Annotated in this window: 18 protein-coding genes and 1 tRNA gene; 11 read left to right on the top strand and 8 right to left on the bottom strand. The window is 66.4% G+C overall.

Annotated elements, in window-relative coordinates; translation table 11 throughout:
- Positions 1-16 precede the first annotated feature (16 nt).
- Positions 17-148 (top strand): 3-hydroxyacyl-CoA dehydrogenase family protein, encoded by a 132-nt coding sequence (locus MK181_09945; GenBank protein ID MCH2420121.1) that lies wholly within the window; start codon positions 17-19, stop codon positions 146-148.
- A 141-nt stretch (positions 149-289) separates the two neighbouring features.
- Positions 290-1,297, top strand: a complete 1,008-nt coding sequence (locus MK181_09940) for an NAD(+)/NADH kinase (GenBank protein MCH2420120.1) — start codon at positions 290-292, stop codon at positions 1,295-1,297.
- 7 nt (positions 1,298-1,304) lie between these two features.
- Here the strand turns inward: MK181_09940 and MK181_09935 are convergent, their stop codons facing one another.
- Positions 1,305-2,021: an HAD hydrolase-like protein gene (locus tag MK181_09935; protein ID MCH2420119.1), complete on the bottom strand. Its 717-nt coding sequence runs from the start codon at positions 2,019-2,021 to the stop codon at positions 1,305-1,307.
- A 79-nt stretch (positions 2,022-2,100) separates the two neighbouring features.
- Between MK181_09935 and MK181_09930 the strand changes: the two genes are divergently transcribed.
- Positions 2,101-2,646: a DUF3499 family protein gene (locus tag MK181_09930; GenBank protein MCH2420118.1), complete on the top strand. Its 546-nt coding sequence runs from the start codon at positions 2,101-2,103 to the stop codon at positions 2,644-2,646.
- Here MK181_09930 and MK181_09925 read toward each other — a convergent pair.
- Entirely contained in the window at positions 2,618-3,040 is a 423-nt protein-coding gene (locus MK181_09925; protein MCH2420117.1) for a hypothetical protein, read from the bottom strand. The genes MK181_09930 and MK181_09925 overlap by 29 nt on opposite strands.
- A 79-nt stretch (positions 3,041-3,119) precedes the next feature.
- On the opposite strand from MK181_09925, the gene MK181_09920 reads away from it, so the two are divergent.
- Together MK181_09920 and MK181_09915 are read left to right on the top strand one after the other, a co-directional pair.
- The gene (locus MK181_09920) at positions 3,120-4,355 is read left to right on the top strand and encodes a PQQ-binding-like beta-propeller repeat protein (protein MCH2420116.1); all 1,236 of its coding nucleotides are present in this window, start codon (positions 3,120-3,122) and stop codon (positions 4,353-4,355) included.
- Positions 4,356-4,444: 89 nt separating this feature from the next.
- On the top strand, positions 4,445-5,653 hold the full coding sequence (locus MK181_09915) for an acyl-CoA dehydrogenase family protein (protein ID MCH2420115.1): 1,209 nt from the start codon (positions 4,445-4,447) through the stop codon (positions 5,651-5,653).
- Between the two features lie 37 nt (positions 5,654-5,690).
- Here MK181_09915 and cysS (MK181_09910) read toward each other — a convergent pair whose 3' ends face one another.
- From cysS (MK181_09910) to MK181_09900, 3 genes are all read right to left on the bottom strand, one after another.
- The gene (gene cysS, locus MK181_09910; protein ID MCH2420114.1) at positions 5,691-7,073 is read right to left on the bottom strand and encodes a cysteine--tRNA ligase; all 1,383 of its coding nucleotides are present in this window, start codon (positions 7,071-7,073) and stop codon (positions 5,691-5,693) included.
- Positions 7,074-7,118: 45 nt separating this feature from the next.
- Positions 7,119-8,324 (bottom strand): cysteine--tRNA ligase, encoded by a 1,206-nt coding sequence (gene cysS / locus MK181_09905; protein MCH2420113.1) that lies wholly within the window; start codon positions 8,322-8,324, stop codon positions 7,119-7,121.
- A 102-nt stretch (positions 8,325-8,426) separates the two neighbouring features.
- Positions 8,427-8,500 (bottom strand) — tRNA-Arg (locus MK181_09900).
- 166 nt (positions 8,501-8,666) lie between these two features.
- Here MK181_09900 and MK181_09895 point away from each other — a divergent pair.
- The 3 genes from MK181_09895 to MK181_09885 all read left to right on the top strand — a co-directional run bounded on the left by MK181_09895 (position 8,667) and on the right by MK181_09885 (position 12,155).
- Positions 8,667-9,644, top strand: a complete 978-nt coding sequence (locus tag MK181_09895) for a Gfo/Idh/MocA family oxidoreductase (GenBank protein MCH2420112.1) — start codon at positions 8,667-8,669, stop codon at positions 9,642-9,644.
- 29 nt (positions 9,645-9,673) lie between these two features.
- Positions 9,674-10,594: an aldo/keto reductase gene (locus MK181_09890; GenBank protein ID MCH2420111.1), complete on the top strand. Its 921-nt coding sequence runs from the start codon at positions 9,674-9,676 to the stop codon at positions 10,592-10,594.
- 109 nt (positions 10,595-10,703) lie between these two features.
- Positions 10,704-12,155, top strand: coding sequence for an aminotransferase (locus MK181_09885; GenBank protein ID MCH2420110.1), 1,452 nt, complete (start codon positions 10,704-10,706; stop codon positions 12,153-12,155).
- Between the two features lie 39 nt (positions 12,156-12,194).
- Here MK181_09885 and MK181_09880 read toward each other — a convergent pair whose 3' ends face one another.
- The 3 genes from MK181_09880 to MK181_09870 form a co-directional block, all read right to left on the bottom strand.
- Positions 12,195-12,491 (bottom strand): hypothetical protein, encoded by a 297-nt coding sequence (locus MK181_09880; GenBank protein MCH2420109.1) that lies wholly within the window; start codon positions 12,489-12,491, stop codon positions 12,195-12,197.
- Positions 12,492-12,562: 71 nt separating this feature from the next.
- Entirely contained in the window at positions 12,563-12,856 is a 294-nt protein-coding gene (locus tag MK181_09875) for a DUF167 domain-containing protein (protein MCH2420108.1), read from the bottom strand.
- A complete protein-coding gene (locus tag MK181_09870) occupies positions 12,853-14,166 on the bottom strand; it encodes an FAD-binding oxidoreductase (GenBank protein MCH2420107.1) in 1,314 nt (437 codons plus the stop codon). The genes MK181_09875 and MK181_09870 overlap by 4 nt, the downstream gene beginning before the upstream one ends.
- A 165-nt stretch (positions 14,167-14,331) precedes the next feature.
- Between MK181_09870 and MK181_09865 the strand changes: the two genes are divergently transcribed.
- Genes MK181_09865 through MK181_09855 form a run of 3 tightly spaced genes read left to right on the top strand, consistent with a single transcriptional unit; the run spans position 14,332 to position 15,484 of the window.
- A complete protein-coding gene (locus MK181_09865; GenBank protein MCH2420106.1) occupies positions 14,332-14,943 on the top strand; it encodes a helix-turn-helix domain-containing protein in 612 nt (203 codons plus the stop codon).
- An 8-nt stretch (positions 14,944-14,951) separates the two neighbouring features.
- Complete coding sequence (locus tag MK181_09860; protein ID MCH2420105.1) at positions 14,952-15,161, top strand: hypothetical protein; 210 nt, start codon at positions 14,952-14,954, stop codon at positions 15,159-15,161.
- Complete coding sequence (locus tag MK181_09855; GenBank protein MCH2420104.1) at positions 15,161-15,484, top strand: hypothetical protein; 324 nt, start codon at positions 15,161-15,163, stop codon at positions 15,482-15,484. The genes MK181_09860 and MK181_09855 overlap by 1 nt, the downstream gene beginning before the upstream one ends.
- Positions 15,485-15,891 lie beyond the last annotated feature (407 nt).

Genomic DNA, 15,891 nt, shown 5'->3' with positions numbered 1-15,891 from the left:
CGGTCTGGACACCATGATGCTGGTCGCCGAGACGCTGTTCGCCGAGTACGGCGACGACTTTTACCAACCGCCCCCGTTGCTGCGTCGCATGGTGGCTGCCGGCCACCTGGGTCGAAAGACGGGCCGGGGCTTTTACGACTACGGCTGAGCCCCCGCCGGGCCCCCGGGTGCTGACCGATCTCCGCTTCTTTGCCAGGTTGGGAAGCCACCACGACCCCCGTCACGGCGCCAGGCGGGTGGCAGCCACCCCGTTCGGGCTCCCTTAGCGGCGACCGGTACGGTCCGGCCCATGGTGGACAGACCCCCGGGTCGACCGATCGGAATCGTGGTCAACCCGCGCTCGGGGACCGATGTCCGCCGGGCCGTAGCCGCGGCGGGAACCGTCACCGTGGAGGACAAGGCCAACGTGGTCCGTCGGGTTGTCCGTGGTGCCCGGGAGGCCGGAGCCAGTCGGTTCGTGGTCCACCACGACCCGCACCGAATCGTGCGGCGGGCTACCGAGACCATGCGCGACGTCGATCTGTCGTGGCTGGACCTGGACCTGACCTTCACCGAGGAGGACACGGTGGCTGCTGTGCGGGCCATGAGAGAGGCTGAGTGCGCCGTGGTGGTGGTCCTGGGCGGGGACGGTACCAACCGGGCGGCAGCCCGCGGTTGGCCTGACCTGCCAGTGATCCCCCTGTCGACCGGGACCAACAACGCCTTCGCCCTGCTCGTCGAACCGACGGTGGCCGGGGCGGCGGCCGGCTATTTGGCCACAGGGCGGTGTGTGGTGGCCGACGTGGCCCGGCCGGCCACCGTGATCCGGGTTACACCGCTGGGGGCCGGCCGGCCGGACGATCTGGCCCTTGTTGATGCGGTGGCCGTCGACGATCCGTATGTCGGATCGTTCGAGTTGTTTGATCCGTCGACAGTTCGGGTTGCCGTACTGGCCCGCTCGGATCCGACCGCCGTGGGGTTTGCCGGGGTAGGGGGTCTGGTCGAGCCTCTGGAGCCTGGATGCGCAGACGGGCTGCTGCTCCGGTTTGGTCCGGCGGAGCATTGCGACCGGGTGGTCCGTGGGCCGACAGCCCCGGGGCACTACGACGACCTGGGCCTCGCCGAGGTCCGTCGCCTGGCCCCCGGAGAGGGCGTGGAGGTGGCCGGCCCGCTGCTCCTGGCCTTCGACGGAGAGCGGAAGCGTCGCCTAGCCGACGGCGAGCGGGTCGTCCTATCGGTTCGGGCCGACGGCCCCTGGGTGGTCGACGTGGGCGTCGTTATGGCCCTTGCTTCGGCCGATGGCACCTACCTCCGCTGACCGGCGGTCAGGCGACGGTCCAGTCGGCTAGCAGGGCGGGAAGGTCGGCCAGGCGGTCCACGACCGGGAACCGGACAGCGGCCACGGCTTTCGGGTCGGGTTCCTCGAGGATCCACGTCGTCGTGTGGGGGACATGGACTGCTTTCCCACCGATCCCCAGGACGGGAAGCACGTCGGACCGGATCGAGTTGCCGACCATCACGAAGTCCGAGGGCTGGATGCCAAGGCGGTCGAGCACCCCTGCGTAGGCGGCCTCGTCCTTCTCGGCCACCACCTCGACCCGCCAGAACCGGTCGGCCAGGCCACTCCGGGCCACTTTGGTCATCTGGTCGTTCAGGTCCCCCTTGGTGATGACGAGCAGGCGGTGGGTCCGCGAGAGGACGTCGACGGTGTCGGCAACCCCGTCCAGCAACTCGATTGGGTGGTCCAGAAGTTCGTGGCCCCAGGCCACGATGTCGCCGATCTGGTTGGCGGTGATGGCCCCGTCGCTGAGGTGGACCGCGGTGACGATCATGGACAATACGAAGCCCTTTACCCCGTAACCGTGGCGGACAATGTTCTTCCGTTCGGTAGCCAGCATGGCGGCGTCGGTGGCCGCTTCGTCCGACCATGGTGCCATCAGGTCCCGGAACCGGGCCTCCACCTGGTGAAAGCGCGCTTCGCTCTCCCAGAGGGTGTCGTCGGCGTCGAGCCCAAGGACGGGGAGCGGGTCAGATCCGGGCACGCGCCGAGCCTACGGTCCGACATGTGCCGCGTCGGGGTGTCCCCGTCCGGCTACTACCCCGGGGGTACCGTTTCAGCCCATGCGGGACCTGTGTATGCGGTCGGCCTGCCTCGGCGCGGCCGATGCCCTCGTCGTGATGGATGTCCGGGATCTGACCTTCACCGTCTGCGACCTCGACGAGGTGGACGGACCTGGGTCGGCGGTGCTGTGTGAGACGCATCTCGATCGGCTCCGAGCGCCAAACGGATGGACCGTGGTCGACGTCCGTACCCGGGGCAACCTGATTCCGCTGCCCGAGCGTCCCAGGGATCCCGAGGAGTCGGACGACCAGATGCTGCGGCCGGTGGCCGACGTGGAGCCGATCCGCCCAGTGGCCGCCGCTGTGCATCCGCTTGAGTCAGCGCGTGATGCCGAGAGCCGACCCGAGTCCTCCCCGGCTCCGGAGGCCGCTGAGACACCACTGTTGGCCCGGGCCTTTCTGGGTGTCGACCGGCACCCGGCTGTAGCCGACGACCAGTCGGAACTGAAGGCCGATCCGTTCGAGGACCACCAGTGGGATCAACGGGACCAACCCGAGGACCAGGAAGACGGTCAGCTCACCTTCGGGGGCGAGCCGGTCGCCTGAACGTCGGTCGTCGTCCTACGGCGCCCGCCCTCCGGGCTGTCGCGCCCGTCACCCTCCTCGTCCTCCTGGTCGCCTGTGGAGGGCCGTCGGGGGAGACGGTCGGGGACCTGTTCACCGAGTCATCGACCAGGCCGGTCGCCGCGACGTCCACCACCGAACCGGAGCGGGGCACCGAGGTCGCCACGACCGGCGCCATCTCGTCTGAGTCCGCTGGGTCGGCCACGACCACGGCACCGGCCACGACCACGGCACCGGCCACGACCACGGCACCGGCCACGACCATGGCACCGGCCACGACTACGTCGGTGCCCCCGTCGACCACGGTCGAGCTCCCGCCTCCGACCACCGAACCACCCGGCTGGCCGCCTGGTACGTGGGTGGACCCCGCGACCATTGGACAACCGTGGGGTTCGGTCCCCGGGGTCCTGACCTTCCGGGGGTCGCCGACCCGGAGCTACCACGGTTCGGGTCCCGTGCCGGCCGCTCCGACGGTGGCCTGGCGGTTCCCCCGCGACGAGAAGATGTGCTCGGTTGCCGTAGTGGGCGACGAGGAGAAGGAGTGGTGTGGCCTGGGATGGACCGGCCAGCCCGCCGTCTTCGAACGAGAGGGGCACACCTGGGTGGTGTTCGGCGCCCTGGACGGCAAGGTGCACTTCCTGGATGGGATCACCGGGGCCCGACGGCTTCCCGACCTTCCGACCGGCGACCTCGTGAAGGGATCGGTCACCGTCGACCCGGACGGCTTCCCCCTGGTATACGTAGGTTCTCGCGACGACCTGCTCCGTGTCGTGGCCTTCGACCGTGACGAACCGGTGGTCTTGTGGAGCCTCCACGCCGGGGACTCCGGGCAGCCGCTCTGGAACTCCGACTGGGATGCCGCGCCGCTGGTCTTAGATGACTACCTCTTCGCTGCAGGGGAGAACAGCCGGTTTCACGTGGTGCAACTCCGGCGCGGCTACGACGCCGATGGCCTGGTCACTGTGGATCCCGACCTGGTGTGGTTCACCCACGGGTGGGACAACCAGCTGATCGATGACGTCGGCTACAACCTTTCCATCGAGAACTCGCCCCTAGTGATCGGCGACACCCTCTGGTTCGCCAACTCGGGCGGTCTCGTTCAGGGCTGGGACCTCTCCGGGCTGGCCGATGGCGTGAGGCCCCACCGGACGTTCCGGTACTGGGTGGGTGACGACGTGGACGCCACGTTGGTCCCGGACGCTGAAGGAATGCTCTACGTGGCTGTGGAATACGAGCGAGAGACTGACCGTTCCCACGAGCTCGGACAGGTCATCAAGCTGGACCCGTCACGTCCCGACGACCCGCTGGTGTGGGCCCTAGAGGCCCGATCGGAGGCACCCTCCGGGGTGTGGGCGACGCCGGCCGTGCACCGCGACCTCCTGCTGGTAGCTACCGACGACGGCGAGGTGCTGGGTGTGGATCGGGCCAACGGGTCCGTGCGGTGGACGGTGACGCTGCCCCGGCCCGTGTGGTCGTCACCCACCGTGGTCGACGACGTCCTGATTATTGGGGACTGCGCCTGGGCCGGCCGAGTACTGGCCTTCGACGTGTCCGACACCACGGTCCAGCCGCCGTTGCTCTGGGAGGTCCCGACCGGTGGCTGCGTCGAGGCGTCAGCCGCCGTCTGGAATGGCACCGTCTACATCGGGTCCCGGGACGGGTTCCTGTACGCCCTCCGGGATCCCTGGTGAGTCAGGTGACCCCGGGTGGCGGCCGTCCGATGGCCCGGGGGTAGGTTCGCCACCGACCGACTAGACGATGCTGCGAACCGAGGGATCCCATGGCTGACATCACCGAAGCCGAGATCCAGAATTTGACCAGGGAACTGGTCCAGGAGGTTCCGCCCGATCGGGTGGACCAAGTCGAGTTCCGGGGCGCACAGTTCGACCGCGGCCTGGCGCTCGTCCAGTTCCCTGAGGGGCTGGGAGGTCTTGGACTGTCCAGCCGACGCCTCCAGACAGTGGTGGACGCCGAGCTGCGGGCCGCCGGGGTCACCTACCACGACCTCAACGTCAACCCAATCGGCATCGGTATGGGGGCACCGGTCGTCCTCACCTACGCCTCCGAGGAACTTAAGCACCGGCTGCTGCGACCCATGTTCACCGGTGAGGAAATCTGGTGCCAACTGTTTAGCGAGCCCGGGTCGGGGTCAGACGTGGCTGGCCTATCCAGCCGGGCCGTGCGAGACGGCGACGAGTGGATCGTCAACGGGCAGAAGGTGTGGACCACTCTGGCCCATGTGTCGCGCTGGGGGATGCTGGTAGCCCGGACCGATCCCGACCAGCCAAAGCACAAGGGCCTCACCTACTTCCTGCTGGACATGGAATCCGACGGCGTGGACGTCCGTCCACTCCACCAGATCACCGGCGAGGCCGAATTCAACGAAATTTTCCTGACCGACGTGCGCATCCCCCACGACCGGGTATTCGGCGAGGTGGGTGGGGGCTGGGCCGCTGCGGTGACCACGTTGATGAACGAGCGGGTGGCTCTAGGGGGCGGGGTCTCCAGGAAGGGATCCGGCTCGATCGGCGACCTCGTCCAACTTTGGAACGAGCAACGTGGCTCGCTGGACCCGGCGGCCCACGACGTCATGCGGGACCGGGTGGCCGGACTGTGGATGCGAGCCGAAGCCCTGAGGCTCACCAACTGGCGAGCCCGCGATGCGTCGAAGTCCGGGAACCCGGGACCAGAGGGGTCGGTCACCAAGTTGATGTCAGCAGAGGTCAACCAGCGGATCTACGAGACCTGCATGGATCTTCTGGGGGCCGACGGAATGGTCTACGAGGCCGGATACGAACGCACGCGGCCTACCGGTTTCCGGGGGCCAGGCATCCATCCCAGGTATGCATTCCTCCGATCGCGGGCCAACACCATCGAGGGTGGGACGTCCGAGGTGATGCGCAACATTCTCGGTGAGCGGGTGCTGGGCCTGCCCGGCGACGTGCGGGTCGACAAGGAACTGGCCTGGGCTGACGTGCCCCGCAACTGACCGCTCCCGCCCGGAGGGCCGAGGGTGGTGGTCGGGCCTAGACCCGGTGCCAGGAGGTGCCCTGCGGGCCGTCTTCTAGGACGATTCCCCGGGCCGCCAAGTCGTCGCGGATTCGGTCGGCCTCGCCGAAGTCCCGTGCCGTCCTAGCGGCCAAGCGTCGGTCGACCAAGGCATCGATCTCCTCGGTGTCCCCATCGTCGGCCCTTTCCGGCGCGGCGGAACTTCCCAGCTTCAGGCCCAAGGCAGCCGATAGTTCGAGGACAGCGGCAGCCAGGGTGGCCGCCGTGGCGTCATCCTCGGCGTCCAGGGCCCGGTTGGCGTCGCGGACGGCGTCGAAGACCACGGCCAGGGCCTGGGGCGATCCCAGGTCGTCGTCCATGGCCTCGCGGAATTGGGCGACGGCATCGGGGTCAGCCTCAGCCTCGGGGAGGTCGGCGGCGGCCATCCGGTCGGCGAACTTGTCTAGGCGGGTTAGGGCCGCCGACGCCTGGTCCAACGTGGTCGATCCGATCTCCATCGTGCGTCGGTAGTGGGTCTGGAGGACTACCAGGCGGAGCACCCGGGGGTCCCAGGCGTCCAGCAGGGCGGACAGTGTGGTGAAGTTGTCCAGGGACTTGGACATCTTCTCGCCATCCACCTGAACCATCCCGTTGTGGACCCAGTACTGGGCAAAGGTCCGGCCGCATCCCAGGGCCTCGGCCCGCTCGTTCTCGTGGTGGGGGAAGACCAGGTCGTCACCCCCGCCGTGGATGTCGAAGCCGTCGCCCAGCAGGTGGAGCGACATAGCCACGCACTCAATGTGCCAGCCGGGTCGTCCCGGTCCCCACGGTGAGTCCCACGTGGGCTCGCCGGGCTTGGCTGCCTTCCAGAGGGCGAAGTCGAGTGGGTCGTCCTTGTCATCGTCAACGTCGACCCGGGCTCCGGCGCCGTCGCGTAGGTCGTCAACCGACCGCCCGACCAGCGCGCCGTACCCGTCCAGACGGTCCACGTCGAAGTAGACGCCGGAATCGGTGGTGTAGGCCATCCCGTGTTCCACCAGGTCGGCTACCACCTCGACCATGCGGTCCACGAACTCGGTGGCCCGGGGGCGCAGGTCTGGGTGGGCGATGTTGAGGCGGTCCATCTGGCTGATGAACGAAGCCTCGAAGCGGGTGGCCACCGCCGGTTCGTCGGTGCCCTCCTCGGCGGCCCGGTTGATGATCTTGTCGTCGATGTCGGTGATGTTGGACACAGCGAGCACGTCGTAGCCCGACCACCGTAGGTACCGGACCAGCACGTCGAAGGCCAGGGTGCTGCGGGCGTGGCCGAGGTGCGGGTCGTCATAGACGGTGGGACCGCACCAGTAGACGGAAACCCTGCCCTCCTCTCGGGGGGTGAAGGGGGCCTTCTCGCCGGTCAGGCTGTCGGTGAAGCGCAGCACCGGATCAGGATACGGCGACCGGGGCCGGGGCCGCAGGGCGTCCGGTCAGGTGGTGCGGACCCAGGACTCAGGAAGGGTGGCGTCGAGCCGCACCCCGAGCAGGGCCGCTGCGGCGGCCAGCCCGGAGGCTGCCGTCGGATCGTCGCCCGAGCCGGACAGGATGCCGCCGGCCAGCAGGTCGATGGCCTGTCGGGCCGTAGCCGTGTCCAAGTCGTCGTCCAGTGCGGCCCGGACGGCGGCCAGCGTGGGCGCCGGGTTCGGCCCCTTGGCTCGGCGTGCCGCAGCGATGAGGCGGTCCAGACGGGTGATGGCATCGTCGATGTTGTAGTCGAACCACTCGAAGCCGTCCCGGTAGTGGTGGGCCATCAGGGCCAGACGGATGGCCCGGGGATCGTGCATCCGGCGCAGGTTCCTGACGAACACCAGGTTCCCCAACGACTTAGACATCTTGGTGCCCTCGTAGGCAACCATGCCGACGTGCATCCAGTGGCGGGCCAGCGGTGCACCGGTAACTGCACAACTTTGTGCCGCCTCGCACTCGTGGTGGGGAAACGTCAGGTCATCGCCACCGCCGTGCAGGTCGATCGTCTCGCCCAGTTCGGCCATGGCCATGGCGGAGCACTCGATGTGCCAACCGGGGCGGCCGGGGCCAAACGGCGAGTCCCAGGACGGCTCGTCCTCGGCGCTTTTCTGCCAGAGCACAAAGTCCAAGGGATTGCGCTGCCGGGGGTCGTCGGGGTGCCCGCCCCGCTCGGCGGCGTACTCCAGCATGGTGGCCTCATCTAGGCCGGTGAGGGAACCGAACCTGTCCCACGTGGAGACGTCAAAGAAGGTGTTGCCGTCGACGGTGTAGGTGTGGCCGTTGTCCTCCAGCCGTCCGATCAGTTCGAGCATGCCGTCGATGGAGCCGGTGGCCGTCGGCTCGGCGGTCGCCGGACGTAGGTCCAGGGCTGCCAGGTCGGCGTGGAAGAGGTCCATCTCGCGGGCCGCCAAGTCGAGGTAGTCGACGTCCAGCTCGCGGGCCTTGCCCAGGATGGAGTCGTCGACGTCGGTGACGTTGCGGACCATGCAGACCTCGTGGCCCAGGTCCTCGAGCCGTCGAACCACTAGGTCGAAGGTGAGGTAGGTGAAGGCGTGCCCGAGGTGGGTGGCGTCGTAGGGGGTGATCCCGCACACGTAGATCGATGCCGTCGGGCCAGGTTCAAAGGGGACAACCTCGCCGCGGGCCGTGTCGTAAAGGCGCATTCCCATGGGGAGCGAACGTAGCGGGCCGACAGCCCTGCCGCAGCCGCGGGATGCGGGCCGGGGCATTGGGGTCAGTGTCGTCCGAAGGGGACGCGGCCGATGACTGGGCGCCCTCGGCAGGAATCGAACCTGCGGCCTACCGCTTAGGAGGCGGTCGCTCTATCCGACTGAGCTACGAGGGCGAGGGAGGCGCGTTATGTGGCGCGTTACTGGCCACAACGATCGTCCCACTATCAAGGCTACCTGTGGGGTTCATCTGGCCCTTCGAGACCGGCTGCCTTGGGGTTATAGGCCCAAGCGAGCAGAGGCGAACCGGTCAGATTTTCACGCGGGTGCGATGCTTGGTTGATGCGATGGGGCATTGTCGGACACGGAAGAATTGTTTCCACATTCCTAGACGCGGCGCGAGGTGTCGGCCACGAGGTTGTGGCGGTCATCGGCCGCGAGGCATCAAGGGCTGCCGCTTTCGCTACGAGCCACGAAATTGACTGGTCGAGTAGTCATCCAACAGACCTGGTTGGCGAGGTGGACGCCGTCTACGTTGCTACTCCGCATAGCAGCCACAGTGAGGTCGCCGTAGTTCTCCTAGGCGTAGGACTGCCCGTGCTGTGCGAGAAGCCGATGGCCGTAAACGCGCCGCAGGCCCAACAGATGGTCGATGTTGCTCGGTCATCGGGGGCCTTCCTCATGGAGGCCATGTGGACTCGTCACCTCCCGGTCTTCGGGGTGCTCCGGAGATGGATTGACGAGGGTCGCGTCGGCGAGATCCGAGCGGTCGAAGCGAGCCTCGGATTTGATGCCCCCTACGACCCGACTCATCGGCTCTGGGCGCCGGAGTTGGCCGGGGGCAGCTTGCTCGACATCGGGATCTACCCGCTGACCCTTGCCGAATTGACGTTCGGCACCCAACCGGTCTCCTTTGACGCCGAAGCTGAGTTGTCGCCAGACGGTGTGGACGCCCGCCTATCCGTGGTTGCTAACTACTCCGCCGGTGGGTCGGCCAGGCTCAGTTCGGCGATCAACACCCACCTTGCACCTAACGGTCAAATCATCGGCACCAAGGGGATCATTGAAATTCCGAACTTTTGGCGTGCCGAACGAATGGCTCTCATCTCGCTGAGCGGTGAGAAAGTTGACGAGGCGCACGAGCCACATCAGGTCAACGGGTTCGAATACCAAATCATTGAAGTGGCCCGATGCTTGGAGGTAGGCGCAGCGGAGAGTCCAGTGGTCCCTTGGGTCTGGTCAGTGACTATGGCTGGGTTAATGGACGAGATCCGTTCCCGCATAGGAGTCGCCTACCCGTGCGACAGGGAACCCCTCTGACGATGGGGTTGTCTAGGCCGCTATCGAAGGTGATCCAGGGAGCGACGCCTTTGTTCGGGGCAACCCTGGTTCCTGAACCTCGACGACTCCTTGACGAGGTTTATCAATCCGGGGTCGATGCCTTTGACTCGGGACTGGTCTACGCCGACGAGGGAGGTACCTGCGACGGACGCCTCGGCGCTTGGGTGGCCGACCGGGGCCTTCGCGAGGCTGTCACCCTTATCGGGAAGGGTTGCCATCCCGGGCCACCAGACTGGACCGCGTCCCGAGTTCGGCCCGAAGCGGTGGCAACCGACGTGGCGGTCACTCTGGACCGCATGGGAATCGAACGGCTCGACCTATGGCTGTTCCATCGGGATGACCCTTCAGTCCCGATCACCGAGTTGGTTGATGCCGCACAGGATCAGGTGGCGTCCGGCACGATCGACGCTTGGGGGGTATCTAACTGGTCGACTGCACGACTCCGCCAAGCTCTCGATGCTGCCAATGTCTCGCCACCGATCGCCACCAGCTCTCAGTTCTCACTAGTTGATCAACTCGCCGAGCCATGGCCAGGAGTCACCACCCTGACCGGCTTTGAACGGGCCGCCGAACGGGCGTCACTAATTGAAACAGGAATCACCGTCATGGCCTGGTCGCCGCTCGCTGGCGGCTTTCTAACCACCTCCCACCAGCCAGGGTCGAAGACCGACCCAGAAACGACCCGGTGCTACGACTCGTTGAACAACCGACGCCGCCGCGATAACTCCCAAGAACTGGCTGCTTTACGGGGTTGCAGTCTGGAACAAGTGGCTATCGCCTACGTGGCGAACTCGCCGATGCGCGCCCACGCGGTGTGCGCGGCGCGAAGCGGACCAGAGGCCACGGCAAACATTGAGGCTGCAACGATGGAGCTCACTACCGAGGAGCGACGGTGGCTCGAACAGGGGGACCGCCATCACGGAGCTTGATCTGACTCGGTTCTGAAACCGCGTCCGAAGAGCTACCGGTGGGCCCGTCCGGCCCGTTGCGGTGGGGCCGCTGATCCGTGCCACGATCGCGGCCAGAGGACCAGGGAGGATGACGTTGTCCATCGAGCACGAAATCCGGGTTGAGGCTGAGGTCTCGAGCCAGTTCGACCAGTACGACACGCAGGACATTCGACAAAAGGACATCGATCACTTCGTCCACCCGTGGACCGACTTCGAAACCTTCCACGAGCAAGGGTCCCTCGTGGTGGCCGAGTCGGAGGGCGCCTACATCTTCGACAGTGACGGGCGCCGCTACCTGGACGGAATCGGTGGCCTGTGGTGCGTGAACGCCGGTTACGGGCGGGCCGAGATCGGCCAGGCCATGGCCGAACAGGCCACGAGGATGACCTACTACTCGTCGTTTGGCCACCACACCTCTGTTCCCGCTGCCGAACTCTCCGCCAAACTGGCCAGCCTGGCCCCCGGGCCGCTCAACCACGTGATCTACGGATCGGGCGGGTCGATGGCCAACGACACCACCGTGCGGGTCATTCACTTCTACTTCAACCAGTTGGGCATGCCCAACAAGAAGATCATCATCACCCGGGAGAACGGGTACCACGGCTCCACCTACCTGGCCATGTCGATGACCGGGATCGAATACGACCACATCGGCTTCGACGTCATCGGCGAGCCGCTCATCCAGAGGGTGTCCGGCCCGGACCTCTATCGGCGCCCCGAAGGAACCACACCGGAGGAGTACACCAACCTGCTCCTCGACGAGTTCCGCGACAAGATCGAGTCGTTGGGGGCCGACAACGTGGCCGCCTTCTTTGCCGAGCCGATCATGGGGGCCGGCGGCGTGCTGGTCCCACCTCCCGGCTACCTGCAGGGCATGCGCGACCTCTGTACCGAGTACCGGATCCTCTTCGTGGCCGACGAGGTAGTGACCGCCTTCGGTCGGCTCGGACACTTTTTTGCTTCGGAAGACGTGTTCGGAATCGTGCCCGACGTCATCAACTCGGCCAAGGGCCTCACGTCGGCTTACGCGCCGCTATCGGCCACGTTGATCTCCGACGAGATCTACGACGTGATCAGCGTTCCCCAGGCCGAGGGTTCGGTGTTCGCCCACGGCTTCACGTACTCGGGCCATCCGGTCTGCTGTGCGGCGGCCCTCAAGAACATCGAGATCATGGAACGAGAGGACCTCTGCGGGCACGTTCGTCGGGTCGGTCCCTACTTCTCCGAACGCCTGGCCACCCTCTCCGATCTGGGGATCGTGGGCGACGTACGCGGCAGCCACTTCATGCAGTGCGTGGAGAACGTGGCCGACAAGGAGACCAGAGCACTCTTCGATCCGTCGGTGCACGTTGGTGACCGGGTGGCCAACGCCTGCGAGAAGCGGGGCCTGATCGTCCGGCCCATCGCCCACCTCAACGTGCTGTCCCCGCCGCTGGTTCTCACCACCGATCAGATCGATTGGATGGTCGACGTACTCCGCGAGGGAATCATTGAGGTCCAGGCCGACCTTGTAGCCGAGGGGATCTGGAACCCGTCCTAACCTGACTCTCGCCGGTGGCCCCGGAGGGGCTGATTCCGGTCAGGTTCGAGTGCCGGAGAACGGCGCCGTGCCGAACGCGCCCAGTTTGGCCTCACCACTGATGGCATCGCCGTCGACGGTGGCCGTGGCCTCGATGGTGATGGGCATCGGCGAGGTCATGTTGACGGTCCACGCCAGGTTGTCACCGTCGACCGTGCCATTCTCCAGTTCCATCGTTCCCTGCGGGCCACCCATGGTGCCGGTGAGGGTGCCGCCGTCGGTGGACAGCGTGAGAGTTCCCGCCTGCTCGCCCATCGGGGTCTTCATGGTCATGTTCCAGGTGCCGTCGGCGCCCATGGTTTTGCTCCTCTTCCGGCCCGCCGCTCGGCCTGGGCCATGCGGCCACCGTAGGGCCTGTGACGAGACCACTACGGTTCGGGCGGTCCGGCTAGCCGTTGTCGGGCGGTCGCTTCGTCCAGCCCGTCCACCCGGAACCGCTTGATCCGCGATGTAGCTCCGGCCTCCAACTCAACCGCCGTCCGGTGTAGCCCTAGCGCTGAGGCCAGGGCCCTGCGGGCCGCTTCGGTGGCCCGCCCTTCCTCGGGGGCAGCGGTGACCCGGACCCGGACCACGCCGTCGGCGATCCGTACATCGGCACTACGGGATTTCGGCGTAACTCGGACCACCAGAACGCAGGCCGCCAACGGGCCTTGGCTGGTCATCCCATCACTGTTCCGGTGGTGGTCGTCATGGACCGCAACCGGGAGAAGGCACCGAGGTCCAGCGGGCGGCCAATTCGGTGACAGTTGGTTGTCACCGGGTCGGCATCGTGGTCGTGGCCTGCCTCGCAGGCGTCGACTAGGTCACAGAGGATCTGGCCGACCAGCGGTGCGTTCTTGAATTGGTTGCCCGACGTGCCGATGGCCACGTAGAAGCCGTCCAGCGATGTGCGGTCGTAGACCGGCATCCAGTCCGGGGTGACGTCGTAGACGCCGGCTAGACCGATGGGACGGTGGGGGACGGCGAGATCAGGAAGGCGGCGGGCCAGGCGCCACACCTGGGCCTCGAAACAGGGCACAGTCGGGGTGGGCGCCACGTCGTCGGGATCTTCCACCCACTCCAGCGGGTCGCAGTCCGGTTCGACCCCGCCTACCAGGAGGGTGCCGCCGGGCGCCGGGCGGGTGTAATAGCCGAGGTCCAAGTCGGCGACCATGGCACCCCCATCGTCCAGGCCGAAGCCCGCCGGGGCCGGGACCACGTGAACCTCCTGACGTAGGGGCCGGGTGGGCACCGCGCCATCATCGACTACGCCCGCTAGGACGTTCAGGCGGGCACTCCACGGACCGGCGGCGTTAACCACTACCGAGGCGTCCAGCGTGGTGCCGTCGGCCAGGCGGACTCCAGATGTCCTCCCGGAGCCGGTCTCGACGGCTACCACTTCAGTCCCCAACCGGACCTCCGTCCCGTGGCGGCGGGCGGCGTCCATCAGGTTGGTGGCTGCCAACCGGGGGTCGTCGATGAACCCGCCGTCGGGGACGAGCACGGCGTCGAGCCTGCCGAACGGTCCGAGGCCGAACCGGGGGTCGTCCGGTCGGCGGGGTGGGTGGTAGCGGCCGGTGTCCAGCGCCGGGAACTGGCGGCGGAGCTCGCCCTCGTCGAGTACCTCGTACGGTACGCCGACCGTGGAAAGCAGGATCGTGGCGTCGGCCCGGGGGAAACCCGGGGGTTCCAGGAACAGCATCGGACACCGGACGAACTTGGCCAGCGGGCCTAACTCCCCGCCAGCGTCGGCATCGTTGGCCAAGCCGAGGTGGTCGGCCCATGCCCCCCACCGGTGAGCCGATTCCCACGCAGCGGTGACGGCGGCCAGGGTCGAGAAGTTGAACCGCACCACCGCTGAGCTGGAGCTGGTGGAACCGCTGCCGACGGCGTCTCCCTTGTCGACCACCACCACCGTCCGTCCGGACCTCTGCAACTCGAGAGCGATGGAGGCTCCCATAACCCCTGCTCCGACCACCACCACGTCCGGCACGGCCCGGAGCCTAAGAGCGACGGTTGGGCTCGCGGTTCCGACTTTCACCCTCAGGGGCGTAACCGCTACCGTGGTGGTTCCTAAGTACCATCTGGGTCACGGTTTCTGGCTGGTGGCCGGAACGAACAGGGTCCTGGGCGACAGTCCGGCGAAGGGCGACGAACGATGGCCATCACCGAAGCAGGAGCCGGACACGTCTTCTCCTCCGATGATGTCTGTCGGGTGGTAGGTGAGCGGGTCCGCGACGCCCGACGGGCGCTTGGCCTCACCATGGCCCAGTTCGCCGAGGTTTCTGAGATCTCGCTTGGCATGGTGTCCAAGATCGAACACGGCCAGACGTCACCCAGCCTCTCCACGCTCACCCGGCTGGCCCACGCTGCGCAGGTTCCCATCACGGCCTTCTTTCGTGGCCTCGACGAGGAGCATGACGTGGTCATCGTGCGGGCCGACGAGCGAATGGAGATCCTCCATGAGGGCAGTCGCCCGGGTCACATCTATGAGGACTTGGGGTCGCTTCGGGGCAAGACCCGGATCATCGAGCCGATGATGGTGACGCTGGAGGCCGGCGACGACGTATTCCCGTTGTTCCAGCACGAGGGCGTGGAGTTTCTCCACATCTTGGAGGGATCGATGGACTACGGGTACGGACCCAAGGTGTATCGCCTAGGGGCCGGAGACACCATCCAGATCCACGGCGAGGTGGCCCACGGCCCGGTCGCCCTGGTCGACCTTCCGGTCCGCTTCATGTCGGTCAAGGTCTTCCCGGCCCCGGAATAGAACGACCTGTGGGAATCCTCTGGCTCCTCGGAGCCCATAACAGCGCGGTTCTATTTGTCCTGCTGATCGCCGCACTTGGACTCACTGTCTGGGAGGCCCGTCAACAAAAATTTGACCGCCGAATGACCCTTTGGTGGGCCTCAGTGGTCGGCATGACCCACGTCTTGGGCTACCTGGCGCTTAGAGCTTGGGTGGCCAACCGGGAACGGAGATCCTGATGAGGTCGATTCGCCAGTGGTCCATACCGGCAAAGATGTTCACAGGCCTAGCCATCGTCGTAGTCGTTGGCTACCTCGGTGGATGTCTGGGCCGTACCGATATCACTGGTGACGAGGCGGTCCGTATCGCCCGGGCACAGATTGACTTCGAGCCCGAGCACTTCAACGCCGAACTAGGCCGGCAGGGGTACCCACCGAAGCCCGTGTGGGCAGTCACGTTCTGGATCGTGGCTAAAGATGGCGAGGGCGGGTTCGAGCGTCGGACGGCGGTCGAGATCCATGCCGACACCGGCGAGGTTTTAAAGATTCACAGCGACCCCTGATCCCGCCATTGCGGGGCCAGCGATGAGCGGTGTGTTCCGGGGAGCGTCTCCACTCTGATCCGGTGAGGCCACGATTGAAAACAGGTTTCCCTGTAGGAAGATCGTTTTCCTACCAAGGATGGTCCGCTGCTGTTACTGTGACACTCGTCATGCCGGCGATCCCGATGTCGAAAGGTGCCGAGACTGGTACCCGAGTCATTGGTTGGCCGCGATTCCAACAAGCAATAGGGGGAGACACCACCATGTCCATGCCCGTTACGAGTCCCGGTGAGGAGGTGTTGGCACGATGATGGGCGATGACCTTTTCATTGAGAATTACTACTACGTCACCGTGGTCTTCATGTGGTTCCTCCATGTGGGCTTCATGTGTTACGAAGCCGGAGTCAGCCGACGTAAGAACGTCATGT

This window comes from Acidimicrobiales bacterium, assembly GCA_022452035.1.
In the GTDB taxonomy this organism is placed as follows: Bacteria; Actinomycetota; Acidimicrobiia; order Acidimicrobiales; family MedAcidi-G1; genus UBA9410.
The sequence above is the reverse complement of the archived record's forward strand: the minus strand, read 5'-3'. Positions and strand labels throughout refer to the sequence as shown.

What these genes read in the sequence shown, in the direction of transcription:
- MK181_09865 (MCH2420106.1), top strand. Translation starts at nt 14,332, where the DNA reads ATGGCCATCACCGAAGCAGGAGCCGGACACGTCTTCTCCTCCGATGAT.
- MK181_09885 (MCH2420110.1), top strand. Translation starts at nt 10,704, where the DNA reads ATGACGTTGTCCATCGAGCACGAAATCCGGGTTGAGGCTGAGGTCTCG.
- MK181_09855 (MCH2420104.1), top strand. Translation starts at nt 15,161, where the DNA reads ATGAGGTCGATTCGCCAGTGGTCCATACCGGCAAAGATGTTCACAGGC.
- MK181_09880 (MCH2420109.1), bottom strand. Translation starts at nt 12,491, where the DNA reads ATGGGCGCCGACGGCACCTGGAACATGACCATGAAGACCCCGATGGGC.
- MK181_09925 (MCH2420117.1), bottom strand. Translation starts at nt 3,040, where the DNA reads ATGGTCGCGGGGTCCACCCACGTACCAGGCGGCCAGCCGGGTGGTTCG.
- MK181_09895 (MCH2420112.1), top strand. Translation starts at nt 8,667, where the DNA reads ATGCGATGGGGCATTGTCGGACACGGAAGAATTGTTTCCACATTCCTA.
- MK181_09945 (MCH2420121.1), top strand. Translation starts at nt 17, where the DNA reads ATGCTGGTCGCCGAGACGCTGTTCGCCGAGTACGGCGACGACTTTTAC.
- MK181_09915 (MCH2420115.1), top strand. Translation starts at nt 4,445, where the DNA reads ATGGCTGACATCACCGAAGCCGAGATCCAGAATTTGACCAGGGAACTG.
- cysS (MCH2420113.1), bottom strand. Translation starts at nt 8,324, where the DNA reads ATGGGAATGCGCCTTTACGACACGGCCCGCGGCGAGGTTGTCCCCTTT.
- MK181_09930 (MCH2420118.1), top strand. Translation starts at nt 2,101, where the DNA reads ATGCGGGACCTGTGTATGCGGTCGGCCTGCCTCGGCGCGGCCGATGCC.
- MK181_09940 (MCH2420120.1), top strand. Translation starts at nt 290, where the DNA reads ATGGTGGACAGACCCCCGGGTCGACCGATCGGAATCGTGGTCAACCCG.
- MK181_09875 (MCH2420108.1), bottom strand. Translation starts at nt 12,856, where the DNA reads ATGACCAGCCAAGGCCCGTTGGCGGCCTGCGTTCTGGTGGTCCGAGTT.